The following is a 25,287-nucleotide window of genomic DNA, read 5'->3' as shown; positions in this document are numbered from 1 at the left end:
GCCGCGGAATAAAGGCGGTCCTCTGGCATCCCTTCCATTGATACCGGATCGCGAGGAGGCCGCATGCGCGGAGCACTGGGATTTGCCGTGACGTCGGCGCTGATGGCGAGCGGCCTCGTCGGCGGCCGGATGATGATGCGCCCGACGCTGGCCGCCAGCGAGCCTCCGGCCGCGTCGTCAACGTCGTTCGACGCGATGATGGCGCAGTCGATGACGCGGATGCACGCCGACATGATGGTCCCGCCCTCGGGCGATCCCGACCGCGATTTCGCCGCGATGATGATCCCCCACCACGAGGGCGCGATCGCGATGGCCAAGGCGGAGCTGCTCTACGGCAAGGATCCGGTCCTGCGTCGCCTCGCGCAAGGAATCGTCGTCGAGCAGGGCCAGGAGATCGATGTGATGCGCCGTGCGCTCGCCAGTCTTCCTAAAGCGCCGCAGCCATCGACTGGTGCGGCCCATTCCCACGACCACAGTGCAGCCCCCGCCGCCATGCCCTCGGAGACCCGCCGATGAAGACCGCCCTGACTATCCTCGCCCTCGCGCTGCTCTCCGGCCCGGCGCTCGCCGGGCAGGCCCCGGGCGCAGCTTCCGCCCCGGACGTGCCGGTTAGCGGCAAGGATCGGTTCTACACCTCCGACCAGTTCTCCAACACGGTCTCGGTGGTCGATCCCGCCGCCAACACCCTGCTCGGGGTGATCCGGCTCGGCGACCCGACGCCGATGAACCTGAGCCCGCTCTATCGCGGGCAGCTTCTGGTTCACGGCATGGGCTTCTCGCCGGACCACAGGACCCTGCTCGCGGTCTCGATCGGTTCGAACTCCGTGAGCTTCATAGACACGGCGACCAACGCGGTCCGCCACACCGCCTATGTCGGCCGCTCGCCGCACGAAGCCTTCTTCACGCCGGACGGCCGAGAGGTTTGGGTGAGCGTGCGCGGCGAGGACCATATCGCGGTGCTCGATGCCGCCACCGCCAAGGAGACCCGCCGGATCACCGTACCGAACGGGCCCGGCATGACGATCTTCTCGCCGGACGGCGCCTACGGCTACGTCTGCTCCAGCTTCAGCCCCGAGACCGTCGTCATCGACACCAAGACCCACACCATCGTCGGCCGCGTGAAGCAAGAGAGCCCGTTCTGCCCCGACATCGCCGCGACGCCGGACGGCAAGCAGGTGTGGTTCACCCTTAAGGATGTCGGCCGCACCCAAGTGTTTTCGGCGCGTCCGCCCTTCGCGCCGCTGAAGACGATCGAGACCGGGCCGATCACCAACCACGTCAACATCGTCTCGACCAAGGCCGGCCAGTTCGCCTACGTGACGATCGGCGGCCTGAACCAGCTCAAGGTGTTCCGCACCGACGACTTCTCTCAGGTCGCCACCATCGCGACCGGCGCCCTGCCGCACGGGCTCTGGCCCTCGGGCGACGGCAGCCGCGTCTATGTCGGCCTGGAGAACGCCGACATGGCGGCGGTGATCGACACGGCGTCGAACACGGTGATCGCTGAGGTGCCGATCGGGCAGGGTCCGCAGGGCGTCGCCTACGTCCCGAACGCCGTGCCGGAGGGCGACGGAAAGCAGAACCTCCAGCCGCTGGGTGCTGCCGGCAAGACCAGCGCGCTGACGCTCACCGGTTCCGATGACAAGCCGGCGACGCAGGTCACCCTGTTCGACCAAGGCGTGCTGCAAACGCTACAGGCCGCGGTCACAGGACTGCCCGCGAAAATGCCCTTCGTGCTGGCGCTCGCCGCCAATCCGAAGGGAGCGACCGGCCTGGAGCCGCTCGCCGCCTTCATGACCAACCCGGCCGGCGCGGCCATCGTCAACGCGATCGGCCCGATCCGACAGGTCACCCGCACGGATGCCGGCGCTAGCCGGCGCTACCTCGTGGTGGTCTCGGGCAAGCCCGGTGAACTCGGCAGTGTCGTCCAGATGCAGACTGTGGATTGATCGAGTGGGGGGCGCTAGTTCGGAAGGCGAACACTCATAAGAGTACCTTGGCGGCGCGAGCCCAGTTTCGATGTCTGCTTTCGAGAACGACGTCGGACTGCTTCTACGGCGCAGTTGGGTCGATAGGAGGCTGTCCGCTTTTCCCGCGGGAGTTCTCCGAAGCGGACCAGTCGCTTTCGGCCCCACTTTGTCACGCCGTACCGCTGGAGCGCGCAACACCGGACATTCGTCTTCGCGCCCATCCCGGTCATTCAGATGGTTCTGACAATATCCCGTAAGTGGACGCTACCAGCTGCGATCGGCCATTCGCATGAGGCGACGCTACGGAACGATATTCCACGGTCGGGCTTGCGTTTAGCTGGGCACCCATTTCTAAAATGGTCTCCATGCCGCCCTGAAGACGAGGTTCGCGATTGCGTTCGACCTTCGGGACGTGCGCCGACAGTAACCTAGCCCCAAGGTGCCGGCTGCAGTCGTCATCGAAAAGATCGGCGTTTTTCTTGATTCATGATCTTCGACGATCCCGCATTCTTTAGGTCGTACCCGACAAGTCAGCCGGGGGTGGCGGGAGAACGACATCAACCCGGAGGGATTAACCGTTCGAGACATGCACCCACTGAGGTGCCCTAAAACTTCGATCAGGGAGGGATCATGAACGCTGAACCCGCGTCGAATCTGCTGCGGCGACCCGGTCCGCCCGAGCCCGTCCACCACGTCGATCCACCCCGGGCGTCCGACCCGCGCTTCACCGAGGTAGTGCCCTACCACGCCCGTCTCGTCTCGCTCTACGATCAGGCCGTCTTCAGCGAGGGGCCGACCTGGTGGCCCGCGCGGGACATATTGGTCTGGTCCGATGTCGAGGGGCGCCGGGTGCTTGGCTGGCACGCCGACGGCTGCGTGCGGGTCGTCATCGACGCAACCCCGTTCATCAATGGCAACACGGTCGACCGGGACGGCAACCTCATCCACTGCGAGCACGGCAACCGCCGCCTGTCACGCACATCCCCGGACGGACACTACGAGGCCCTGGTCGAGACCTACGAGGGCCGCCGGTTCAACGCTCCGAACGACGTGGTCTGCGCCGCCGACGGCGCCCTCTGGTTCACCGATCCAGCCTATGGGCTACGGCTACCCAGGCAGGGGGTGTTGGCCGCGTCCGACCTGGGCCATCACAGCGTCTACAGATTTGACCCGGCGGACGGCTCCGTCAGGCGCATGGCCGACCTCGGCCAACCGAACGGGCTGGCCTTCTCGCCGGACGGGCACACCCTGTACGTCAGCGACACTTCACGGACCGAGGGCGGTGACGGGCACACGATCCACGCCTACGCGGTCGTGGATGACCGAACCCTGGGCGAACCGCGGGTCTTTGCCGAGGTCGAGCCCGGCGTGCCGGACGGGTTCCGCGTGGACCATCGCGGCTGGATCTGGACGAGCTCGGAGGCAGGGGTTCAAGTCCTCTCCGCGGAGGGGCACCGGCTCGGACTGATTCCCACGCCTCAGGTGTGCTCCAATCTCTGCTTCTCCCCGGAGCAGCAACGGCTGTTCATCACGTCCAAACAGCACCTGTACGCCCTGGACCTCGCCGCCCAGTAGATCGGGGTGAAATCACGGCATCGTCAGAACGCTCCGGAAACTCCTAGGAACCTGGGTTCCCACGCGAGGTTGGCCTCGGACTAAGGAAGCCGTGTGCCGGTACACGCAGGCTTCATCCCATGCCGCCCCCGACCACGTTCGCCCAGCGGGCGGCACCAATACCTATTCCGAGGATCCGCCATGGCCGAAGCCGTCGCCGACTTTTTCTGGAAGCGCCTGGCCGAGTGGGGGGTGAAGAAGATCTTCGGCTATCCCGGCGACGGCATCAACGGCCTGCTCGGCGCCCTCCAGCGCAACGACCTGCCGTTCGAGTTCATCCAGGTCCGCCACGAGGAGATGGCGGCGTTCATGGCCGCGGCCTACGCCAAGTTCACCGGCGAGGTCGGCGTCTGCATGGCGACCTCCGGTCCCGGCGCGACGCACCTGCTCACCGGGATGTACGACGCCCATCTCGACCACGTGCCGCTTCTCGCCATCTGCGGGCAGCAGGCGCGCAACGTCAATGGCGCCCACTACCAGCAGGAATTCGACCTCACGAGCGTCTTCAAGGACGTCTCGGCCTACGTGCAGCAGGCGTCCTCGCCCGCGCAGGTCCGCCACATCGTCGACCGCGCCATGCGGATCGCTAAGGCCGAACGGAAGGTCTCGGCCATCATTCTACCGAACGACCTGCAGGACGTTCCCTACGAGGAGCCGGTACGCAAGCACGGCAACACCTTCTCCGGGGTGGGCTACACCGCCCCGAAGGTCGTGCCCTTCGACGCCGATCTGCGCCGCGCCGCCGACGTGTTGAACGCCGGCAAGAAGGTCGCGATCCTGGTCGGTGCGGGCGCCTTGCACGCCACCGACGAGGTCATCGCCGTCGCCAATAAGCTTCAGGCCGGCGTCGCCAAGGCGCTGCTCGGCAAGGCGGCGCTGCCGGACGACCTGCCGTTCGTGACCGGCACCATCGGATTGCTCGGGTCCAAGCCGTCCTCGGACATGATGGAGGACTGCGACACCCTCCTGATGATCGGTTCCGGCTTTCCCTGGGCCGAGTTCCTCCCGAAGGAGGGGCAGGCCCGCGGTGTGCAGATCGACATCTCACCGGAGATGCTGTCGCTGCGGTACCCGATGGAGGTGCCGCTCTGCGGCGAGTCCGCCGAGACCCTGCGTGCCCTGCTGCCGCTGCTGGAGCAGAAGAAGGAGGGTGGCTCCTGGCGCACCGGCATCGAGAAGGGGATGGTCTCCTGGTGGAAGGAGGCCGAGGACCGGGCGATGGCCAAGGCCAGCCCGGTCAACCCGCAGCGCGTCACCTGGGAACTCTCGCCGCGCATGCCCGAGCGGGCGATCATCACTTCGGATTCCGGGTCCTGCGCCAACTGGTTCGCCCGCGACCTGAAGATGCGCCGCGGCCAGATGTGCTCGCTGTCGGGCGGCCTCGCTTCCATGGGCGCGGCGGTCCCCTACGCCATCGCCGCCAAGGTAGCCCATCCCGACCGGCCGGTGATCGCGCTGGTCGGCGACGGCGCCATGCAGATGAACAACATGGCCGAACTGATCACGGTCTCAAAGTACATGCATCGCTGGTCGAACAAGACCTGGATTTGCTGCGTGTTCAACAACGAGGACCTGAACCAGGTGACCTGGGAGCAGCGGGTGATGGAGGGCAACCCGAAGTTCGAGGCGAGCCAGACTATCCCGAACGTGCCCTATCACAAGTTCGCCGAGCTGATCGGCCTGAAGGGCATCTACGTCGATGATCCCCAGCGCATGGGGGCGGCCTGGGACGAGGCGCTGGCGAGCCCCGTGCCGGTGGTGCTGGAGGTAAAGACCGACCCCGAGGTGCCGCCGCTGCCGCCGTTCTTCACGCTCCAGCAGGTGCAGAACTTCATGTCGATGCTCGGCAAGGGCGACCCGAAGGAGCGTCATCTCCTTGTCGACACCGCCCGACAGGTGCTGAGTTCCGTCCTACCGGGCAGCAAGTAGGACGGCTTCTACGGCATGCATGACGATCCGAGGATCGGAACGGTGCGGGCGCGAGCCTACACCGTTCCCACCGACGCGCCGGAGGCGGACGGGACGTTCAGCTGGGACAGGACGACGCTCGTTGTCGTCCATGTCGAGGCCGGGGGCGAGACCGGCCTCGGCTACAGCTACACCGACGCCAGTGTCGCGCGCTTGATTGTAGGCACGCTCGCATCGCGTCTTACCGGGTTGTCCGCCTTCGACATCCCGCGGGCCAATGCCGTGCTGTGGGGCGCCGTGCGGAACCTCGGGCGCTCCGGGCTGGCCGCCACGGCGATCTCGGCATTGGACACCGCCTTGTGGGACCTCAAGGCACGCCTCCTCGACGTATCCCTGGCGAGCCTGTTCGGGCAGGCGCGGGAACACGCGGAGATCTACGGCAGCGGCGGCTTCACGAGCTACGGCGACCGGCAGTTGCGCGAGCAGCTTGCCGGGTGGGTCGAGCGAGACGGCTGCCGGGCGGTGAAGATGAAGGTCGGCAGCGCTCCCGAGCACGACCCGGCGCGCATGGCGGTGGCGAAGGCAGCCATCGGCAATGCACGTCTGTTCATCGACGCCAATGGCGCCTTCACCCCGAAGCGCGCCGTCGCCCTTGCGCACGAAGCACACCGCTACGACGTGGCGTGGTTCGAGGAACCCGTGTCCAGTGACGATCCCGCAGGTATGGCTTCCGTCCGTGCCTCTACGCCTGCCGGCATCGAAGTCGCCGCGGGCGAGTACATCTACACCTTGAACGATTTGCGTGGACTGCTCGACGTAGGGGCAGTCGACGTGGCCCAGGCGGACGTGACCCGCTGCGGCGGCTACAGCGGGTTTCTGAAGATCGCGGCCCTGTGCGAGGCGGCGCATATCGATCTGTCCGGCCACTGCGCCCCCGCCTTGCACCTCCCGGTGGCGGTTGCGGCTCCCCGCTTCCGACACCTCGAATGGTTCCACGACCACGTCCGCATCGAGCGGATGCTGTTCGACGGGGCGCCCGCACCGCGCGATAGCGTGATCACCCCCGATCTGACCCGGCCGGGACACGGCCTCACCCTCAAGACCCGGGATGCCGATGCCTATGCCGTCTGATCGCGGCCCACCCCCGCCGAAACGTCAACATGCGCCAGGCATGAAGCGGCGCGTCGCACCTGTGAGAGTTGAGGCGGCCGTCCACCCGGTGGTGGTCCTCGCCGCGGTGGCGGCGGGGGCCGGTTTGTTGACCTGGTTCGCCGCCGGGCGTTCCAAGCCCCTAGGTCACGCCGCCGGCGGCCGCAGCTACAGCCCGCGGGGGCGCGAGGTCACCGCGAGCGCGGCACAGCGCCTGAACCACGCCTCGACGATGCTCGCCGCCTCGGTACTGTTCGATTCCGGCCTGGAGCACTACCGCGGCCAGTTCTTCAACCGGGCGATGTACACGCCCATCGTCGTGTCCAGCGTCATCCTGGCGGCGTCCCTGCACGGGGCCGGCGACACCGACCCCGGCAGCTCCCGCGTCCGGCACGGGGTGCAGGCGCTCGCCGGCCTGACAGGGCTGATCGGCTTCGGCTTCCACGCCTACAACGTCGGCAAGCGCGAGGGTGGGTATTCCTTCCAGAACCTGTTCTATTCCGCCCCCATCGGCGCGCCGATGGCTCTGACGCTGGCCGGCGTCCTCGGGGTCATCGCCGAGCGCGTGCGCGACGCCGACCCCGACGAGCCGCGGCTCGGTGGCTTGCCGGCGGGGCGCTCCCTTGCAGTCGCCACGGCGGGCATGCTCGCCGGCACGACCCTGGAGGCCGGGCTGCTTCACTTCCGGGGTGCTTTCCAGAACCCGGCGATGTTCGTTCCCGTCACCCTGCCGCCGCTTGCCGCCGCCCTTCTCGTCCGCGCCGCGACCAAACCGGAGGGAGCGAGTCAATCGGGCGCCAAGTGGGGGATGTGGGCGGTCTCGGCGATGGGCGTCGGTGGCGTCGCGTTCCACGGCTACGGCGTCGCCCGGATGATGGGCGGCTGGTCCAACTGGCGCCAGAACCTCATCGACGGGCCGCCTCTGCCGGCCCCGCCCTCCTTCTCGGGGGTGGCGCTCGGGGGGCTCGCGGCCCTCGAACTCATCGAACGCAGCCGCTTCCGCTTCTGACCCGAAAGATCATCATGCGTCCGAGACTGGACCTTTATCCGGGCTACGACGTGCTCGCGAAGCGCGACGGCCCGTCCTGGAACGCCAAGACCCGCGAGGTTTTGGAGGAACGGCTCGCCATCGGACCTGAGACGCGCCGCTTCTTCGACGAGGCCGAATGGTCGACGATGAAGTCGCTGGCCGAGCGGATCGTCCCGCAACCCGCCGACCGGGGGGATCCGGTTCCGGTGGCCGCCCTCGTGGACCACAAGCTCGCGACCGATACCCGCGACGGCTACCGCAACGCCGAAATGCCCGGGGAGCGCGAGGCATGGCGCCTGGGACTGCGCGCCCTCGATGCCGAGGCACGGGCACGGTTCGGGGCACGCTTCCACGAACTCGGCGCCTGGGCGCAGGACGAGCTTCTGAAGCTTGCTGAAAAGGGTGACCTGACCGGTGCGGTCTGGGAGGGCATGCCCTCGAAGCTGTTCTTCCACCAGCGCGTCCTCGCCGATGTGGTCAAGGCGTACTACGCCCACCCCACGGCCTGGAACGAGATCGGCTGGGGCGGCCCGGCGAGCCCGCGCGGCTACGTGCGCATGGATTTCGACCGCCGCGACCCCTGGGAGGCCGCCGAGGCCAAGCCCGGCCGCGAGGACGAGGCCTACCAAGAGAACCTTCGGGTCGGTCGATAAGGATACCTCCGTCCATGCGCATCCCCGGCCTCGGCAACGCCGCCGACAACCCCAAGCACGCCACGCCCGGCGACGACCCGGAGCACCATCCCCGCGCCCGCGACGGCCGCGCGCCCAACGTCATGCGGATCGGCGAATGGGTGCCGATGCGCCAGCACCGGGACGAGGAGGAGGTCGACTTCGCCATCGTCGGCACCGGCGCGGGCGGCGGCACCCTGGCCTGCCGGCTCGCGGAGGGTGGCGTGTCGGTGGTGGCCTTCGACGCCGGACCGTATTTCCGGCCGCTGGAGGATTTCGCCTCGGACGAGAGCCATCAGTCCAAGCTCTACTGGACGGACGAGCGCATCGTCGACGGCGAGAACCCGCTGCAGATGGGCTCGAACAATTCCGGCAAGGCGGTGGGTGGCTCGACCGTACACTACGCCATGGTCGCCCTGCGTTTCCGACCGGAATGGTTCAAGACCCGCACCCTGATGGGCTACGGCGCCGACTGGCCGCTCGATTGGCGGGAGATGTGGCGCTACTACGATCAGGTCGAGGACGACCTGAAGATCTCCGGCCCGGTCTCCTACCCATGGGGACCGCACCGTCGCCGCTATCACCGCCGTGCGCACGAGATCAACGCCGCCGCCAAGGTGCTGGCCCGGGGCGCGGAGGCGATGGGCATCAACTGGACGCCGACGCCGCTCGCTACGGTCTCGGCGCCGCACGGCGACGCACCGCCTTGCGTCTACCGGGGTTTCTGCACGCTGGGCTGCTCGACCAACGCCAAGCAGAGCGTGCTCGTGAGCTACCTGCCGCGCGCCCTGAAGGCGGGCGCCGAGATCCGCGACCTCGCCATGGTCGGGCGGATCGAGACGAGGAATGGGCGCGCCACCGGCGTCCACTACTTCCGCGAGGGGAAGTGGCGGTTTCAACGCGCGAAGAACGTCGTGGTGGCGGGCTACGCCATCGAGACGCCGCGGCTCCTCTTGAACTCGGCGAACCAGGAGTTCCCGGACGGCCTCGCCAACTCCTCGGGCCTCGTCGGCAAGAACCTGATGGTCCAGGGCAACCAAGCGGTCTGGGGCGTCTTCGACGAGGAGATCCGTAGCTACAAGGGCCCGCCATCTCTGGCGATCAGCGAGCACTGGAACTACGACGACAAGGGTCACGGCCCCTTCGTAAAGGACTTCTTCGGTGGCTATTCCTACATGAGCCAGGGGCCGCTGCCGCAGCTCTGGGCAAACACACAGGCCTCGGCGCACGGCCTGTGGGGGGAGGCGCTCGTCTCGGAGATGCAGCGCTACAACCACGTCGCCGGGCTCAAGGTCGTCTCCGAGTACATGCCGCAGGAGCGCAACCGGGTGACCCTCGCGGACGTGAAGGATCAGTACGGGCTGCCGGTGGCGCGCATCACCTACTCCTGGTGCGACAACGACAAGGCGTTGAACCGGCACGCGCTCAAGTTCATGCGCGAGGCCCTATCGGCCGCGGGCGGGCGCGAGGTCTGGGACCAGGGTGATGACACCTGCCACCTGAACGGCACCGCCCGGATGGGGTCCGGCCCGCGGACCTCCGTGGTCGATGCCGATTGCCGGTCCTGGGACATCCCGAACCTGTACGTCTGCGACGGTTCGGTCTTCCCGACGGTTGGGGGGGTCAATCCCTCGCTCACGATCCAAGCGGTCGCGTTGCGTACGGCGGACCGGATACTCGCGAGGAGGCGGTGACCGGCTTCGCGTGTCGATGACGCAAATTCATACGCCGGTGATGGCTACGCGCCGAACTATAGGTACGGTTGCCGGGCCTACGGCTACGGTTACTGAGGCATTGCGGAGTCATCGGAGGTTCGAGGCCAAATCGTCAGGATGGAAACGAAAGGGGCGACTGACAGCCCCTCGGTCGCCATTTTCCGTATGTGGATGGGGCCATCGTTCTTGTAGTTCGCGCCAGGAGACCTGCGACCGTCCATCGCTTATGCGGGTGATCCGATGCCCGCCTTTCCCGAAAAACACGCCTTCAATCTTCGGCGCGTGCCGGAGGCGAAGACAGCTTGCGCCGCAACTCCCCCAACGCCTCATCGCCTTTCCCGAGATTCAGGCCCATGCCTCCGAGAATCTCGCCCGCCTTCGTAAACTGGACATCCGGGTAGGCGACGATCTCCAGGCGGTTGCCCCAGGGGTCGAGGAAGTTGAATGGGCGGTCCAGGACCTTCGCACCCGCTTTCTCGGCGAGTTCCATGACGCCGGTCCGATCATCGACGACGAGTCCGAAATGCCGCTCCGTGTCGGCCGGCTGTTCCCGCCCGGCCGACAGGACGAGGAACTGGTCGCCCATGTCGAGGAAGGCCATGACCGTGCGGCCTGCCTCATCCTCATGGGTGCCCCGGAGCTCGAACGAGAACACGGCCCGGTAGAACCCGAGTGACTCCCCGATATCTCCGACCTCAAGCGCGACGTGGTTCAGCCCGACGAGGCGAGGCTTCGAGGTGGTCATGAGCTCATCTCCCGCATGGATGCCGAGTGCGCGCGCGCGTCGTCGACGGCGCGTCGCCGAACGTAGGGCACCGTCGACCTGGGCGGCGGAATAGGGCTTCCGCACCAAGTCGAAGCCGTGGGCGTCGTCCTGCGCCAGCACGTGGCTGTAGCCGGACGTCAGGACCACCGGCAGGCCGGGGTGAGTCTCCCGCAGCCGCTTCGCCAGCTCGAAGCCGCCCATTCCCGGCATGACGACGTCCGAGAACACCGCGTCGTAGCGGGACGGCACCGCCTCGATCTCCGCGAGCGCCGCCTCCGCGGTCTCCGTCAGGATCGCGCCGTAACCCAGGTCGTGCAGGATCTGCGTGCAGAAGCGCCCGATCTCCACGTTGTCCTCGACCACCAGGATACACCGGGCCTCGTCGTCGGCCTGTGCGTCGTCATGGACGGCGTCCTCGACGACGTCCATGACCGCCTCTTGGCCCTGCGGCAGGTACAGCGTGAACGTGGTCCCATGACCGACGACGCTCGCGACGTCGACGTCGCCGCCGGACTGCTTCGCGAAGCCGATGACCTGGGAGAGGCCGAGGCCCGTGCCCTTGCCGACCTCCTTGGTGGTGAAGAACGGCTCGAAGATGCGGGCCACGTTCTCCGCCGCGATTCCCGCGCCGGTATCGCCGACGCCGAGCGTTACGAACGGCGTCGACAGGCCAGCGTGGCCGCGGATCGCCGGCTTCTCCCTGCCGCAGGACAGGGTGAGGGTCAGCGTGCCCTCGCCGTCCATCGCGTCGCGGGCGTTCACTGCGAGGTTGACGATGGCGGTGTCGAACTGGCTGGCGTCGGCGTGCACGAAGCAGGGGCACTCGGGCTTGGTCGTCACGACGCGGATGCGGGCCCCCGTCAGGGTGTCCAGCATCGTGGCCAGACCGACGAGGCGGGAGCCGACGTCGAAGGTCTCGGGCCTCAGCGGCTGCCGCCGGGCGAAGGCGAGGAGCTGCCCGGTGAGCTTCGCCGCCCGGTCCACGGTGTCGGACACGGCGTCCATGTACCGAACACGCCGTTCCTCCGGCAGGTTCGGCCGGCGGAGGAACTCGACCGACGACCGGATGATGGTCAGGAGGTTGTTGAAGTCGTGGGCCACGCCGCCGGTAAGCTGCCCGATGGCCTCCATCTTCTGGGCCTGGATCAGGGCGTCCTGCGCCTGGGCGAGGTCGCGGGTCCGCTCCTCCACCCGCCGTTCAAGCGCCTCGTTCATGGCCTGGAGAGCATCCCTGAGCCGTCTCTCTCCGACGATGCGCCGCTCGACGTCACGCGCGAGGCGGAGGGCGAGCGCGGCGAGGCAGATCGCGAGCACCGTGACGAGGAGAGCGGTCCCGGTCTCGGGCTCCAGCAGGTTCGAACGGACGGCGTAGATCTCCAGCGCCCCGAGCAGCAGCGGTGCGACCACGACGGCCGGCAGGAGGACACGCGCGACCTCGCCGCCGCGGAGTACGGTCGCGACCCACGGCCCGTGCGGCCTGGAGAGCAACACCCCGGCCGACAGCAGGCCCAGGGCCAGGGCGCTGAGCAGCGACATGCGCGAGAACGGGCCGCCCTGATGGAGGGCGCCGACCCCGTAGACGTAGCCCAGGCCGCCGACGGCGGCGGCGACGAAGGCGAAGGCAGCCGTCGCCACGCCGAGGCGGGTGAATGTCCGGCCTCGCGCGTCGCCGAGGATGATACCGGCCGCGGCCCCCAGGACGCAGGCCACGGTCGCGAGCGACATCCCGTTGTCCGGCCCGAGCGGGCCTGACACGAGCCGCTGCAGCCAGTCGTCGAGCCGGAAACCGTGCGGACTGGCGTACTGGATGCCTCCGCCGGCGGCCACCGCGACGGCGACGACGGCGAGCCAGCGGCCCACAGACCTGTCGACCTCTCGCCCCTCGGGCTGGGCCGAGAGCAGCAACGAGACCGACAGGATCAGCACCGCGAGGGCGGTCAGCGCCACCATCGGCGCCTCGCCCGGTAGGATCGTCGTCAGGAGAGGCAATCGGAACGCCCAGCCCGAGGCGACAGTGATCGAGACCGCGATGCCAAAGTAGGCGAGCGCCCGGGACATGGCCCTTGCCCTTGCCGCGGGACCCGCCGCAGCCGTGTTGTCCGCTCGTCGAGGAACCTGTGCCAACTCTATTCCCGTCCGCAGCCTGGCCTTGGGAGAACGCACCGGCCCACGCGACGTTCGCGGTCGCGCCTTCTTGGTGCCGCGGTTGCCCGAATCCCCCAGATCCGGCCGGGGAGGAAGCCGTCCCCTTGTCGGTGGCGAGGCAACAGAAGGAAGGTTAGTCCGCTCCATTCAGTAACAGGCCAGCGCAGGTCAAGCTGCTCGGCTTCCGGTCCGCTCCCGTCCGTGATGCCAATAGGGTGTAAAATGCCAACAACCCCATTCATGCCCGGGACCAGATTATTCCCGCCCCCTGAAACCTTCCGCGGCGAGCCTCCGTACAGGTCGGGGTACGCCCGGTTGGGGCGTGGCGCGGCGCCTCGCCCCGGCGCCCGGAGAGTTGCGCCCATAGGCCACTAATCAAAGAAATTAATTCGATAAATCAGGAACTTGTGACGTATTTCCCTTCTTGCTCCACTGTGCGAAAGGGAAATTCTACCCTGTAAAGGAGATACCGAATGAAGATCACCACCCTCGCGCTCACCGCCTCGGTCCTCGGAAGCCTCGCGCTTGGAACTGGCGCCGCCTCGGCCGCCCCGATGGGCCCGAACGGCCTTCAGGCCGGCCCGGCAGGCATCACGCAGGTCCGCATGACGCACAGCGAGCGCATGATGATGAAGAAGCGCATGATGCATAAGAAGATGATGAAGCGCCGGATGATGAAGCGGAAGATGATGATGAACCGCATGTAAGCGGCCATCCCGAACGCGGCGGCCCGACCCTCGGTCCGGTCGCCGCGCCCCTCGGTCCTCAGGACGAGCCGCCCTTGTGCCCCGCACCTACCTGACGCGCTCCGCCCCCGACACCGGAGAGGTCGAGCATCGGCGCTGGATGTTCAGGCACCCCGCCGTCATCCGGATCACCCACTGGGTCAACGCCCTGTGCCTGCTCGTCTTGCTGATGAGCGGCCTGCAGATCTTCAACGCCCACCCGGCCCTGTACTGGGGCAAGGTCTCGACCTTCGATCACCCGCTGCTGTCGATGACCTCGACTGACGACGACCCGCCCAAGGGCGTCACGACCTTGCTAGGCCACAGCCTCGACACCACCGGCTGGCTAGGCTCCTCGCCCGGCGCTGACGGCGAGCCGGCCGACCGCGGCTTCCCCTCCTGGCTGACGCTTCCCAGCGATCAGGACCTCACGGGAGGGCGCTCCTGGCACCTCTTCTTCGCCTGGGCCTTCGTCCTGAACGGCGCCCTGTACCTCCTGTACGGGCTGCTGAGCGGCCAGCTTCGCTTTCGCGTCGTCCCGCAGCGCGACCAGGTCCGGCATTTCGCCGCCTCGGTGTGGGAGCACGTGACCCTGCGTTTCCCGCAAGGCGACGAGGCCAAGCGCTACAACGTCATCCAGAAGCTAACCTACGCCATCGTGCTGTTCGTGCTCTTGCCGATGCAGGTTCTGGCCGGGCTGGCGATGTCTCCAGCCATGGACGCGGCGTTCCCGTTCCTCCTGACCCTGTTCGACGGGCGGCAGTCGGCCCGCACGGTCCATTTCGTCGTGGCGGCCCTGCTGGTTCTGTTCGTGGTCGTCCACGTTGCCTTGGTCGTGCTCTCGGGGTTCTGGAACAACATGCGCGGCATGCTCACCGGCTGGTTCGTGATTGAGCGCAAGGTCGAGCCCGCATCGGCGGACCGCGCGGGAGACCGGGCATGACCCGGAAGCCCAGCCGACGCTCCCTCCTGCTCGGCGCCACCGCCGCGGCCGGAGCAGCGATGCTCGGAGGCTGCGACCGCCTCGGCGAGGCCGACTGGTTCCGGCGCACGCTCAAGGCCGGCGAGGACGCGAACCTGTTCGTGCAGCGGCTGCTCCTCACGGAGCGAACGCTCGCGCCCGAGTACGCCGAGGCCGACATCTCGCCGTGGTTCAAGCCGAACGGCACCGAGGATCCGCCGGACCGGGCCTACAAGGCGCTGGAGCGGCGCAAGTTCGCGGACTACCGGCTGGAGGTGTGCGGCCTCGTCGAGACCCCGCTGAAGCTTTCCCTGGCCGAGTTGCGCAAGCTCCCTTCCCGGACGCAGATCACCCGGCATGACTGCGTTGAGGGATGGAGCTGCATCGGCAAGTGGACCGGCGTGCCACTGTCCGAGATCCTGGACCGGGCACGGCTGAAACCGCAGGCGCGCTACGTCGTGTTCCGTTGCGCCGACACGATGGACCAGGGCGAGGACGATGGCGCCGAGGGTGACGGGACGGAGGACGCCTCGTCCGGCGGCAACGCCAACCCCGCGATGACGAAGCAATCGGGCGGGGGTGAGGACAAGCGGGATTCCGGAGGCCAGCAGGCCGCCGAGGGAAGCTCCACTGGCAACGACGCGCCCATTCGCTACTACGAGAGCATCGACCTCGTGGACGCCTTCCATCCCCAGACCATCCTCGCCTACGAGCTGAACGGGAAGACCCTGCCCGTGGCGAACGGCGCTCCCCTGCGGCTGCGCCTCGAACGCAACCTCGGCTACAAGCAAGCCAAGTACGTGATGCGCATCGAGGTGGTGGAGAGCTTCGCCGACATCGGCGAGGGCAAGGGCGGATACTGGGAAGACCAGGGCTACGCTTGGTACGCGGGAATCTGACCCGCTGCGGCGATCAGGGGTCGGCGCATGCGCGGGAGACTAACTCTCGGCGATGAGATCCTTGATGCGGGTGGCAAGGGTTTCCAGCACGGACGGCTTGGTCAGGACCTGCATACCGGGGCGCAGGTAACCGTTCCCGAGCATGGCATTTTTTTGCGTAGCCGGTGATGAACAGCACCTTGAGATCTGGGCGACGCTCGCAGCCGGCATCGGCCATCTGGCGCCCGTTCATACCCCCTGGCAGACCGACGTCGGTGACCAGCAGGTCGATGCGCACGTCCGACTGCAGCACCTTGAGGCCGGCGACGCTGTCGGCCGCCTCGATGGCGGTATAGCCGAGATCCTCCAGCACCTCGGTAACCAGCATCCGCACCGAGGGCTCGTCGTCGACGATGAGCACCGTCTCGCCCTGGCCCGCCTGTTCCACCTCGGCGAGCCTGCGCACGACCTCGTCCTCGTCGGCCTCGCCGTAGTGCCGCGGCAGGTACAGGCAGACGGTCGAGCCCTCGCCGACCTCGGAGTAGATGCGCACCTGCCCGCCGGACTGCTTGGCGAAGCCGTAGACCATGGACAGGCCGAGGCCCGTGCCCTCGCCGGTGGGCTTCGTCGTGAAGAACGGCTCGAACACCTTGCCGATCAGGTCCGGGGCCATGCCGGTGCCGGTGTCGGTCACGCAGACGCCCAGGTACTGGCCGGGCGCGAGGTCGTGCTGGCGGCCGCCGGCCTCGTCGATCCAACGGTTGGCGGTCTCGATGGTGATGCGGTGATGTCGGACGGCGGCATGGCACTCGCAGGACGCGGCTTCCGCGCGTGCACGGTCCGGCAGCGTCAGGCGCCGGTGGCCGATCTCGATCAAACCCTCCCGATGTATGCGCCCGAGCACTTCCGTAAGGTAGGCGCGGCGCACCCGAGCATGTCGGCTAGGATCTCACGGGACACCGGTAAGTCGGGCGTGCCGAGGCGGTCCTGCCGGGTCAGGAGCCAGCGCAGGCAGCGTCGCTCGATGGTATGGGCGGCGTTGCAGGCGACCGACTGCAGCACCTGCGCCAGCAGGCAGTCGGCGTAGCGCACGAACAGGTCGCGGATGGCCTTCGAGGCCTGCTTGGCCTCGGACAGGCGCGCGGCGTCGATCCGGACGACCGGGCCGCCGACCTGGACCGCCTGCCCGAACGCCGGCAGGTATCCATGCCTGACGACGCCGCGCATGGCGCCTTCGCGACCGACCGTGGCGGTCTCGACGGACTTCCCGTCCATGAGCGGCACAACCAGGATGACGACGCAGCCGTGAGCCGGAAAGGTGACGTGGCTGACGTCGTCGCCGGCACGGAACAGGACGTCGCCCCGTTCGACCTCGCGCCGCTCGGCGTGCAGAGCCGGCAGGTTGCGGTCGTCGGCATCGAGGGCTTCGAGCAGCAAGTTGCCGTCGATGAAGGGCGGATGTTCACGGGGGGATGGTCGCAGCGCTGGTCGTCGGGTTGCGAACTAGCGGATTTCCTGGCGCGAAGAAGTCCGATACCTGACGAGTGGAGCCAAAGTCGTCCAAGGAGGCGCGACTTTTTCCCGGGGCGACGGACGTTTCGTCACCTCCGAAAGGCCAGGGGCGTTGGAGGAGTTCAGGAAGTCGATGCGGCGGAGGCGGGGACCTGTCTGGCCATGAGCGGTGCAGGCAGACGGAACCGGAAGGTCGTGCCACGGTCGACGGCGCTCGTCACGGTCAGCACGGCGCCCTGTCGCTCGACCAGGTCCCGACACAGCAGCAGGCCGAGCCCGCTTCCCCGCTCGCCAGCCGTGCCGTTCGTGGTGGTCCGCCTGTCCAGCCGGAACAGGTCGTCGACCTTGCCTGGCGGCATGCCGACCCCGGTGTCCGTAACGGAGATCTCGACGTCGTCCCAATCCTGGCGGCCCGTGACGGAAATGGTCCCGCCGGGCAGCGTGAACTTGACGGCATTGCCGACGAGATTGCGCAACACCGTGGTCAGCATGTCCCGCTGTGCGCGAACGATGATCCCGCCACAGGAAACCTCGATCTTCAAACCCTTGTCCGAGGCGGCCTCCGCCGCGCCGCGCACCACCTCACTGGTCACGGCGTCGAGGTCGACGTCGGTCAGGGTGACCGCCATCGTGTCCATCTGCAGGCTCGCCCAGGAGAACAGGCTTTCCAGCAGGGCGTAGGCTTGCGTCGCCGCCTCGTGGATGCCCTTCGCTCGCCGTTCGATGGAGGCGGGGTCGCGGGCCGCGACAGCCTTGCCCAGCACCTCCGACAGCCCGAGGAGGGCCTGGAACGGGTTGCGCAGGTCGTGGGCGATGATCGAGAACAAGAGGGACTTCTGCCGGTTCAGCGTGTCGAGTTCGAGGGATTTCGCCTCGGCCTCCCGCCGCGCGGCGGCAAGCTCCGCCTGAAAGGCCCGCCTCGCTTCGGCGTAGCGGATAGCCCTGGCTAGGCCGGACGGCGTGACCTCGGCCTTGTCGAGGTAATCCAGCGCGCCGGCCCGCATCAGCCGTGTCGCGAGCTCCGGGTCGGCCTCGCCGGTCAGCATCAGCACCGCCCGCGCATCGCCTTCCGCCGCGAGCAGGGTCTTGAGCAGTGCGAAGGTATCAATACCCGGAAGGCGGTAGTCGAGCAGGACGCAGTCGAAGGCCATCTCGGCGGCGAGGCGCTGGCCTTCCTCGCCACCCGACGCCTCGGTCAGCGTATGCTTGAGCCCGGACTTGCGCAGCGCCCGGCGCACGGCCGCACGGTCGACCGCATCGTCGTCGATCAGCAGGATGCGGGTCGGATTCGTCACGGGTCGACTATGCAGGAAACTCGACGACCTTCCAGTAGTGCTCCAGCAGCGCCACCGCCTCCATGAAGGTGTTGGCCGGGTCCCGCTTCACGATGTAGCCGGCGACGTTGTGGCCGTAGGCACGCATCCGGTCCTCGTCGGCCTTCGACGTGGTGATCATGAACACCACCGCCGAGCGCAGGTCCTCGTCGGCGCGCACCGCCTCCAGGAACTCGATGCCGTTCATGCGCGGCATGTTCAGGTCGAGCAGGACCAGGTGCGGCTTGGGCAGGCGCTCGCGCCCGTTCTGGCCGCGCAGGATCTCCAGGGCCTCGATGCCGTCGCGGGCGACCGTGATCGGGTTGCCGATCTTGCTCTTTTTGAACGCCCGCTTCAGCCCCTGCACGTCGACCTCGTCGTCGTCGACCAGCAGGATGTTAACCGTCGATCCCATCCGCCCGTCCCTTCCGGCCGTCGAGCGGCCACGTGAAATGCACCGCCAGCCCGCGCCCGTCCGGCCCGTCGGCGAGCCAGACCTTCCCGCCCTGACGGTCTACCAGCTTGCGCACGATGGCGAGCCCCATGCCGCTGCCCTCGACCTCGTCGCGGGGCTTGAGCGTCTGGAACATGCCGAACACGCGCTCGCGGAACTGTTCGGGAATGCCGGGGCCGTCGTCTGTCACGACGAACTCGACCACGTCCCCTGCCGGCCTCGCCTCGACCCGGATGTGCCCCTCGGCCGGCCGGTCGTGGTGCTTGATGGCGTTGCCGATGAGGTTCTGCAAGGCCTGGGTCAGCGGTGCACGCGCCGCCTGTAACGTCGGGAGGGACGCATCTGCCGTGATGGCGAAGCCTTCTGGAGGGCTTACCAGCACGGCGAGCTCATCGACGAGGGACTTCGTGTCCACCGTGTCCATCGTCGCATCAGCCCGCCCGGCCCGTGAGTAGGCCAGGAGGTCGTCAAGCAGGCTGTCCAGCCGGCGCACACGGCTTTTCAGCAACTCCATGTTTGTCTGGACGTCGCCGGTCAGCGAGCCTTCCAGGTCCTCCTCGATCCACCCGACAAGGTTCTCGATGCCGCGCAGGGGCGCCTTCAGGTCGTGGGAGGCGACGTAGGCGAACTGCTCCAGTTCCTCGTTCGAGCGGCGCAGGTCGATGGCGTGACGGGCGAGGCGGCGCTCCAAGCCCTTGCGCTCGGTGATGTCGGTGTTGGTGCCGAACCAGCGCAGGATGGCGCCGTCCGGACCGCGGTAGGGTGCGGCCAGCGACAGGAACCAACGGTACTCGCCGTCGGTGCCGCGCAGCGGGAAAGTGTCCTTCCACGGCTCGCCGGTGCGGAACGCCTCGCTGATGAGCGCAACGACGCGCTCGACATGGTCGGGATGGTGGACGTCGCGCCAGCCCCAGCCGCGCATCTGCTCGATGGTGGTGCCGGTGTAGTCGTACCAGCGCCGATTGTACCAGATGATGTCGCCGTTCGGCTCGGCGACCCAGGCCATCTGCGGCAGCGCGTCGGCGAGCGCCCGGAAGTCGTCCGCAGTCAGGTTCGCGGCTCGCTCCACGCAAGCTCTCCTTGGTCGATAGATTGGCGGGGAAGATGACGCCCGCCCACTTCGGTATAGGCGTGACGCCCCATGCCGTGACAAAGCGGTGGCGGCAAGGCCTGTCGTAGCGTGATTGAATTGACTAGCCGTGGTCGCGTCGACATCTCCGCGGCAGCGGGCCCGGCTCACTTGGACCGCGAAGCGACGTGGATCGGGATGCACGACGGGGAATACGGTTCGATGCGCCGCTTGCTGGACGAGGCAGTCGGGCGTGAGTTTCATGCCGAAGCCCTGGTGGACCTGGCGGTATGCAGGCCCGGGGACATCCACGTTCCAACCTTGTGCGTACTGGTTCGCAGCCAGCGCATCCGCGCCATGGAGTTGCGCGGTAATGCGGCCGCCCTGCTTCGACCGCGAGGCGTCGGCGGAATCCCGGTCATGGCTGAGGGACGCCCGTCGCTCGCGGGGCAGGCAACGCTGGGTCAGCTCCCGCGCAGCCTCGGCAGGTCGCGGCTTGGGTGTCGGGGATGACCGACCTGCCGAGCGCATCGCTCGTCGATGAGCACCGTAGCCGCCCCCCGTTCGGTCGGTCACGGAGAGGCGGCACACAACTCAGCTGCGGGCGTCGCCGTCCCGCATCTGGCCTGTCGGCTCCTGGACGTGGGCTTCGAGGAACCACAGTTGCTTGTCGACGGCGCGGGACACTTCCGTGAACAGGTCGGCGGTGTCGGGGTCTCCCGCCTCATCGGTCTCGTCGATGTTCTCGCGCACGGCGTTGGCGTACACGGCATAGCTGTCTATCAGCGCGGCGATATGGTCAGCGATGGCATAGATGCCGGTCGGGTAGGCGGGGAGCTTGGTCGATCCCGCCACGACCTGCGCCGTTCCCAGGGCCGTACCGCCGAGCTGAACCGCCCGCTCCGCTACCTTGTCGTTGAGGTCGCTGATCTCGGCACGGAAGCCGTCCAGCATCAGGTGGATGCCGATGAACTGCGGTCCCTTCAGGTTCCAATGGGCCTGCTTGATCGCGAGGGCGAGGTCGATGCCGTCGGCCAGCCGTGCGTTCAGCGCCTCGATGGAAACCCTTTTGGCGTTGGAATTGGTGTTGTTGCGGGTCTGGTGAGTACGCGGGGTGCTGCTCGTCGCCATGCCTGTGCTCCACTGTGTCGAGGCGGCAATAGTGGAGCGTAAAGGAGGTTCCCCCAGTCGGACACCGCCCTGCAGGTTTGCAGGCCTGCATCGTCCAGGGTGCATCGGTTCGACGCGGGGTCGTTGCACCAGTTGAAGTGGTCGTTCGGTCCAGGCGCACGCAAACGTCAAGCTTGTGCTCCCCCCGGGGAGGATCAAGGGAACGGAACTCCCGTCAAAAGGCGGACTTCTCAACTACCGGTCCTGCCGGGCCCCCGGGTGGACCTCCCAAGGATTAACGGAACCGTAGAGATGGATCTCGGCATCAGCGGACGGGTCGCAGTCGTGACGGGGGCCAAGTCGGGCATGGGCCGCTCGACCGCCGAACACCTTCTGCGCGAGGGCGTCCACGTCGTCCTGACTGACAAGGAAGGTCCCGAGCTGCAGGCGACGACCAACGAACTGGCGGCGCTGGGCCAGGTTCGCGCCGTTGAGGCGGACCTGAGCACGGCCAAGGGGATCGACGTGCTCGCCGCCTTCGCCAACATGGCCTTCGACGACAAGCCCACCATCCTCGTCTGCGCCGCAGGCATCACCGGGGCGTCGGGGGACTTCCTCGAATTGACCGACGACGACTGGCTTGAGGCAATTCAAACTGATCTCATGGCCGGAGTGCGCGCGACCAGGGCGTTCATCCCACACATGCGCAAGGCCGGCTGGGGCCGGGTCGTGCTGTTCTCCTCCGAGGACGCCGTGCAGCCCTACGTCGAGGAACTGCCGTATGCCGCGGCCAAAGCGGGCGTCCTGAACCTCGCTAAGGGACTGTCCAAGGCCTACGGGCCTGACGGCGTACTCGTGAACGCGGTCGGGCCGGCCTTCATCGCCACGCCGATGACCGACGCCCAGATGGAAAAGAAGGCGAGGGAGAAGGGCATCTCCTTCGACGAGGCGGTCCAGGTGACGCTGGACGAGGAGCGCCCCGGCATCGTCGCCAAGCGCCGCGGACGCGCGGAGGAAGTCGCCGCCGCAGTCACGTTCCTCTGTTCGGAACACGCCAGCTTCATCACCGGTGAGTTCCTACGGGTCGACGGTGGCTCGGTCATGACCATGGGAGCTTGAGGCGCTGATAAGCCTGTCTCGTACCGGACGAAGTCGCTGCAGCTCCGAGACGACCTGAGCCGTCAGCCCGGTTAGGACTGCCTTTCGGCGATCCTGCGGCCGGCTACGGGAAGCGGCTGGTAGAGTCAGGTCCCACGCGTCGTGCGGTGGGCTGGGGCTGGTCTCAGAGCAAGCACCTGCTTCACATGCCCTTGTCCGTATGGAAGGCAAGCTGCGGCACCGGCGAGGTGTTGTGCAGCCGGCGGCAGCACGGACGACCTCTCCGGTGCGAACGGTCTGGCCGTTTGCCGTTCCGGTCTCGACTTCTCGGTTTAGGATTGGGCCAGCGACCTTCCGGATACTTCCGCGTTGTCCCTCGCTGTCGAGCGTAGGGCAAGGCGATGGGAAACGACATTGAATCCGGCGAAGTCCCGCCGGTGACCGAGGACATCGGCCTGCCGACGCCTCCCAGCCCCGGTCGGTTGCCCCCGCCGCACCTGCCTCCGCCCGATCCGAACCAGGGCGGGAGGGGTCAAGAAGGCGACGAACCTGCACCAACTGCTGGTGGCAAGGCGTGACAGGCCGTCCGATTGCCCGGCCCACCATCACGGGCGATAGCCGCCGCATGTGGCCACTCCTATCGATCTTCCGCTCGCCCGCTCCCGGCGGCGACTTCCGCCGCCGAGGAACGAGCCCTTGCCGGAATGCCCGCCGCGCCGCGATAGCGGGGTCCGACCCGGCGTGATCGACCCGTTCCAGTTCCTCCCCTCCGGCGGTGTCACCGGCGCCGAGATCCGTAAGCGCGAATGGTCGAGCACTTCGCTCGGACTGCCCGGGACCTGGTCGCCGGCGCTCAAGGGCACGCTGGCGCAGATGCTCGCGTGCCCCACGGCGATGTTTCTCGCTTGGGGGCCCGATCTCCTGTGCTTCTTCAACGACGCGTACCGGCCGATCCTTGGCTACCGCGGGGACACGGCGCTGGGACGTCCTTTCCGGGAGGTCTGGGCCAGCATCTGGGACGAGATCGGCCCGCTCGTCGCCACGACGCTGGCCGGCGAGGGCACAACCGTCACCGACATGCCGCTCGACCTCTCGCGCGACGGCAGGCCGGAGCGGGGTTGGTGGTCCTTCACCTACTCGCCCGCCTTCGACGAGGACGGTCGGATCGCGGGCCTGTTCTGCGTCACCGCGGAGACGACCGCCCGCGTCGTCGGCGAGGCGGCGCTCCGGGAGAGCGAGGACCACTACCGGCACACGGTCGAGCTGAACCCGCAGGTGCCCTGGACCTGCGACCCGGAAGGGAACGTCACCTCGTTCTCGAATCGGTGGCTGACCCTGACCGGCCAGGGGCCGCGCGAGCCCTACGGGTCCGGCTGGATCAAGGCGGTCCATCCCGAAGACATCCCGTCGACGGTCACGGTCTTCACGGCCTGCCTCGCCTCGGGCGACACGGTCGACGTCGATTACCGCCTGCGCATGGGCTCGACAGGCGAGTACCGCTGGATGCGCGCCCGCGCCCAGCCGCGCCGGGACGGGACCGGTGCCATCGTCTCCTGGTACGGCGTCGTCGAGGACATCCACGACCGCAAGCTCGCCGAGCGCGACCTGCGCGAGCTCAACGCGCACCTGGAGCGTCGCATCGAGGAGGCGCTCGCCCAGCGCAAGCTCTGGGCGGACGTGTTCGAGATCACCGACGCCCTCGTCTGCGCCCTCGACCCGGAGTTCCGGCTGCTCGCCCTCAACCGGGCCTACGCCGACGAGTTCGAGGCCATCTACGGCATCCGGCCCCAGGTCGGCGACGACCTGATCGGCCTGCTCTCGCACGCCCCCGACCAGCAGGCCCAGGCGCGGGCCGTCTGGTCCCGGGCGCTGACGGACGATGCCTTCACGCTGGTCGAGGAGTTCGGCGACCCCGACCGCAAGCGGCCCTACTACGAACTCGCCTTCACCCCGCTGCGCGACGCGGACGGCCGACGCATCGGCGCCTTCCAGTACGCGACCGACGTGACCCAGCGGCTGCGCGACCTGGAGCAGCTCGCCAAGGCAGAGGAAGCCCTGCGCCAAGCCCAGAAGATGGAGGCCGTCGGGCAGTTGACCGGCGGCGTCGCCCACGACTTCAACAACCTGCTGACGATCATCCGCTCGTCTATGGACCTGCTGCGCAAGCCCGACCTGCCGGAGGAGCGGCGGCGGCGCTACATGGACGCGGTGTCCGACACCGTCGACCGGGCCGCCAAGCTCACGGGCCAGCTCCTCGCCTTCGCCCGCCGTCAGTCGTTGATGCCCGAGACGTTCGACGTCGGCGCGCGCATCGCCTCGACCGCCGACATGCTGTCATCGGTCACCGGGGCCCGCATCCGGGTCGTCGTCGAGGTCCCGACGGCGACCTGCCACGTCTTCGCCGACCCGACCCAGTTCGACACGGCGCTGATTAACATGGCGGTCAACGCCCGGGACGCGATGGACGGCGAGGGCACGCTGACGCTGCGGCTCGAATGCCGGCGGAGCCTGCCCGAGATCCGCGGGCACGCCGGCACGCGCGGGCCGTTCGTCGCGGTCTCCGTCATCGACCAGGGTACGGGCATCCCCCCGGCGACGCTCCCCCACATCTTCGAGCCGTTCTTCACCACCAAGGGCATCGGCAAGGGGACCGGCCTCGGACTCAGCCAGGTCATCGGCTTCGCCAAGCAGTCCGGCGGCGACGTCGACGTCGCCAGCGTCCCTGGCCGCGAAACGGCCTTCACCCTGTACCTGCCCCAAGCCGACGCCCCCGCCGCCGAGGCACCGGACACGCAAACGGCGGCGTCCGATGGCCGGGCGCTGCGCATCCTCGTCGTCGAGGACAACCTCGATGTCGGGCGGACCTGCACGCAGATCCTGGAGGAGCTCGGGCATTCCACGGTCTGGGCAAGGAACGGCGAGGAGGCCCTCTCCGAGATCGAGCGCGACCCGGACCGGTTCGACGCGGTGTTCTCCGACGTGGTGATGCCGGGGATGGGCGGCATCGCGATGGCCCACCGCATCCGGGCGATGCTGCCGGACCTGCCCATCATCCTCACGTCCGGCTACAGCGACGTGATGGCCCGGGAGGGCACGCACGGCTTCGACCTCGTGCGCAAGCCCTACTCGGCCGCGCAAGTCGCCGAGGCCTTCCGGGCGGTACCGGGACGGTCGGAGACCGGCCCGCGATAGGCCCGGG

At 67.9% G+C, this 25,287-nt stretch carries 19 protein-coding genes and 1 pseudogene; 13 read left to right on the top strand and 7 right to left on the bottom strand.

Annotation, left to right across the window (positions count from 1 at the left end; translation table 11 throughout):
• The first annotated feature begins 63 nt into the window (after positions 1-63).
• The 8 genes from copM (at position 64) to A3862_RS07110 (ending at position 10,036) form a co-directional block, all read left to right on the top strand.
• Positions 64-516 carry a CopM family metallochaperone gene (gene copM, locus A3862_RS07145; protein ID WP_007557739.1) on the top strand — a complete coding sequence of 151 codons (453 nt, stop codon included), beginning with the start codon at positions 64-66 and terminating at the stop codon, positions 514-516.
• Entirely contained in the window at positions 513-1,949 is a 1,437-nt protein-coding gene (locus tag A3862_RS07140) for a YncE family protein (protein ID WP_007557737.1), read from the top strand. The genes copM and A3862_RS07140 overlap by 4 nt, the downstream gene beginning before the upstream one ends.
• Before the next feature lie 651 nt (positions 1,950-2,600).
• Positions 2,601-3,545, top strand: a complete 945-nt coding sequence (locus A3862_RS07135; RefSeq protein WP_043074855.1) for an SMP-30/gluconolactonase/LRE family protein — start codon at positions 2,601-2,603, stop codon at positions 3,543-3,545.
• 180 nt (positions 3,546-3,725) lie between these two features.
• Positions 3,726-5,513: a thiamine pyrophosphate-requiring protein gene (locus A3862_RS07130; RefSeq protein WP_043074856.1), complete on the top strand. Its 1,788-nt coding sequence runs from the start codon at positions 3,726-3,728 to the stop codon at positions 5,511-5,513.
• A gap of 15 nt (positions 5,514-5,528) precedes the next feature.
• A complete protein-coding gene (locus tag A3862_RS07125; RefSeq protein ID WP_071000262.1) occupies positions 5,529-6,623 on the top strand; it encodes an enolase C-terminal domain-like protein in 1,095 nt (364 codons plus the stop codon).
• Between the two features lie 40 nt (positions 6,624-6,663).
• Positions 6,664-7,650 carry a hypothetical protein gene (locus A3862_RS07120; protein WP_236961837.1) on the top strand — a complete coding sequence of 329 codons (987 nt, stop codon included), beginning with the start codon at positions 6,664-6,666 and terminating at the stop codon, positions 7,648-7,650.
• A gap of 14 nt (positions 7,651-7,664) precedes the next feature.
• Positions 7,665-8,324 (top strand): gluconate 2-dehydrogenase subunit 3 family protein, encoded by a 660-nt coding sequence (locus A3862_RS07115; protein WP_043074858.1) that lies wholly within the window; start codon positions 7,665-7,667, stop codon positions 8,322-8,324.
• 14 nt (positions 8,325-8,338) lie between these two features.
• Complete coding sequence (locus A3862_RS07110) at positions 8,339-10,036, top strand: GMC family oxidoreductase (protein WP_071000263.1); 1,698 nt, start codon at positions 8,339-8,341, stop codon at positions 10,034-10,036.
• 289 nt (positions 10,037-10,325) lie between these two features.
• Here the strand turns inward: A3862_RS07110 and A3862_RS07105 are convergent, their stop codons facing one another.
• Positions 10,326-12,881: an ATP-binding protein gene (locus A3862_RS07105; RefSeq protein ID WP_071000264.1), complete on the bottom strand. Its 2,556-nt coding sequence runs from the start codon at positions 12,879-12,881 to the stop codon at positions 10,326-10,328.
• A gap of 560 nt (positions 12,882-13,441) precedes the next feature.
• Here A3862_RS07105 and A3862_RS07100 point away from each other — a divergent pair.
• From A3862_RS07100 to A3862_RS07090, 3 genes are all read left to right on the top strand, one after another.
• On the top strand, positions 13,442-13,675 hold the full coding sequence (locus tag A3862_RS07100) for a hypothetical protein (RefSeq protein ID WP_043074859.1): 234 nt from the start codon (positions 13,442-13,444) through the stop codon (positions 13,673-13,675).
• 76 nt (positions 13,676-13,751) lie between these two features.
• Positions 13,752-14,636: a cytochrome b/b6 domain-containing protein gene (locus A3862_RS07095; protein ID WP_236961835.1), complete on the top strand. Its 885-nt coding sequence runs from the start codon at positions 13,752-13,754 to the stop codon at positions 14,634-14,636.
• Positions 14,633-15,553, top strand: coding sequence for a molybdopterin-binding protein (locus A3862_RS07090; protein WP_043074860.1), 921 nt, complete (start codon positions 14,633-14,635; stop codon positions 15,551-15,553). Before A3862_RS07095 ends, A3862_RS07090 begins: the two co-directional genes overlap by 4 nt.
• 39 nt (positions 15,554-15,592) lie before the next feature.
• Here A3862_RS07090 and A3862_RS07085 read toward each other — a convergent pair.
• The 6 genes and pseudogenes from A3862_RS07085 to dps form a co-directional block, all read right to left on the bottom strand.
• Positions 15,593-16,316: pseudogene (locus A3862_RS07085) on the bottom strand (response regulator); the annotation flags it as partial.
• Between the two features lie 89 nt (positions 16,317-16,405).
• Complete coding sequence (locus tag A3862_RS31440; RefSeq protein WP_071000265.1) at positions 16,406-16,969, bottom strand: Crp/Fnr family transcriptional regulator; 564 nt, start codon at positions 16,967-16,969, stop codon at positions 16,406-16,408.
• A 197-nt stretch (positions 16,970-17,166) separates the two neighbouring features.
• Positions 17,167-18,339: a hybrid sensor histidine kinase/response regulator gene (locus A3862_RS07080; protein ID WP_071000266.1), complete on the bottom strand. Its 1,173-nt coding sequence runs from the start codon at positions 18,337-18,339 to the stop codon at positions 17,167-17,169.
• Positions 18,340-18,346: 7 nt separating this feature from the next.
• Positions 18,347-18,772: a response regulator gene (locus tag A3862_RS07075; protein WP_043074862.1), complete on the bottom strand. Its 426-nt coding sequence runs from the start codon at positions 18,770-18,772 to the stop codon at positions 18,347-18,349.
• Positions 18,756-19,880: a sensor histidine kinase gene (locus A3862_RS07070; RefSeq protein WP_043074863.1), complete on the bottom strand. Its 1,125-nt coding sequence runs from the start codon at positions 19,878-19,880 to the stop codon at positions 18,756-18,758. Before A3862_RS07070 ends, A3862_RS07075 begins: the two co-directional genes overlap by 17 nt.
• Positions 19,881-20,474: 594 nt before the next feature.
• Complete coding sequence (dps, locus tag A3862_RS07060) at positions 20,475-21,011, bottom strand: DNA starvation/stationary phase protection protein Dps (RefSeq protein ID WP_043074865.1); 537 nt, start codon at positions 21,009-21,011, stop codon at positions 20,475-20,477.
• Between the two features lie 291 nt (positions 21,012-21,302).
• Here dps and A3862_RS07055 point away from each other — a divergent pair, with 291 nt between their 5' ends.
• Together A3862_RS07055 and A3862_RS07050 are read left to right on the top strand one after the other, a co-directional pair.
• The gene (locus A3862_RS07055; protein WP_071000267.1) at positions 21,303-22,109 is read left to right on the top strand and encodes an SDR family NAD(P)-dependent oxidoreductase; all 807 of its coding nucleotides are present in this window, start codon (positions 21,303-21,305) and stop codon (positions 22,107-22,109) included.
• A 720-nt stretch (positions 22,110-22,829) separates the two neighbouring features.
• Positions 22,830-25,280 carry a PAS domain-containing protein gene (locus A3862_RS07050; RefSeq protein ID WP_043074866.1) on the top strand — a complete coding sequence of 817 codons (2,451 nt, stop codon included), beginning with the start codon at positions 22,830-22,832 and terminating at the stop codon, positions 25,278-25,280.
• Positions 25,281-25,287: the final 7 nt, after the last annotated feature.

The organism is Methylobacterium sp. XJLW (genome assembly GCF_003254375.1).
Lineage (GTDB): Bacteria > Pseudomonadota > Alphaproteobacteria > Rhizobiales > Beijerinckiaceae > Methylobacterium > Methylobacterium fujisawaense.
The sequence above is the reverse complement of the archived record's forward strand: the minus strand, read 5'-3'. Positions and strand labels throughout refer to the sequence as shown.

Coding starts and splice junctions, on each gene's coding strand:
- A3862_RS07140 (WP_007557737.1), top strand. CDS start 513: ATGAAGACCGCCCTGACTATCCTCGCCCTCGCGCTGCTCTCCGGCCCG.
- A3862_RS07110 (WP_071000263.1), top strand. CDS start 8,339: ATGCGCATCCCCGGCCTCGGCAACGCCGCCGACAACCCCAAGCACGCC.
- A3862_RS07105 (WP_071000264.1), bottom strand. CDS start 12,881: ATGTCCCGGGCGCTCGCCTACTTTGGCATCGCGGTCTCGATCACTGTC.
- A3862_RS07130 (WP_043074856.1), top strand. CDS start 3,726: ATGGCCGAAGCCGTCGCCGACTTTTTCTGGAAGCGCCTGGCCGAGTGG.
- copM (WP_007557739.1), top strand. CDS start 64: ATGCGCGGAGCACTGGGATTTGCCGTGACGTCGGCGCTGATGGCGAGC.
- dps (WP_043074865.1), bottom strand. CDS start 21,011: ATGGCGACGAGCAGCACCCCGCGTACTCACCAGACCCGCAACAACACC.
- A3862_RS07075 (WP_043074862.1), bottom strand. CDS start 18,772: ATGGGATCGACGGTTAACATCCTGCTGGTCGACGACGACGAGGTCGAC.
- A3862_RS07135 (WP_043074855.1), top strand. CDS start 2,601: ATGAACGCTGAACCCGCGTCGAATCTGCTGCGGCGACCCGGTCCGCCC.
- A3862_RS07115 (WP_043074858.1), top strand. CDS start 7,665: ATGCGTCCGAGACTGGACCTTTATCCGGGCTACGACGTGCTCGCGAAG.
- A3862_RS07090 (WP_043074860.1), top strand. CDS start 14,633: ATGACCCGGAAGCCCAGCCGACGCTCCCTCCTGCTCGGCGCCACCGCC.
- A3862_RS07100 (WP_043074859.1), top strand. CDS start 13,442: ATGAAGATCACCACCCTCGCGCTCACCGCCTCGGTCCTCGGAAGCCTC.
- A3862_RS07125 (WP_071000262.1), top strand. CDS start 5,529: ATGCATGACGATCCGAGGATCGGAACGGTGCGGGCGCGAGCCTACACC.
- A3862_RS07055 (WP_071000267.1), top strand. CDS start 21,303: ATGGATCTCGGCATCAGCGGACGGGTCGCAGTCGTGACGGGGGCCAAG.
- A3862_RS07120 (WP_236961837.1), top strand. CDS start 6,664: ATGAAGCGGCGCGTCGCACCTGTGAGAGTTGAGGCGGCCGTCCACCCG.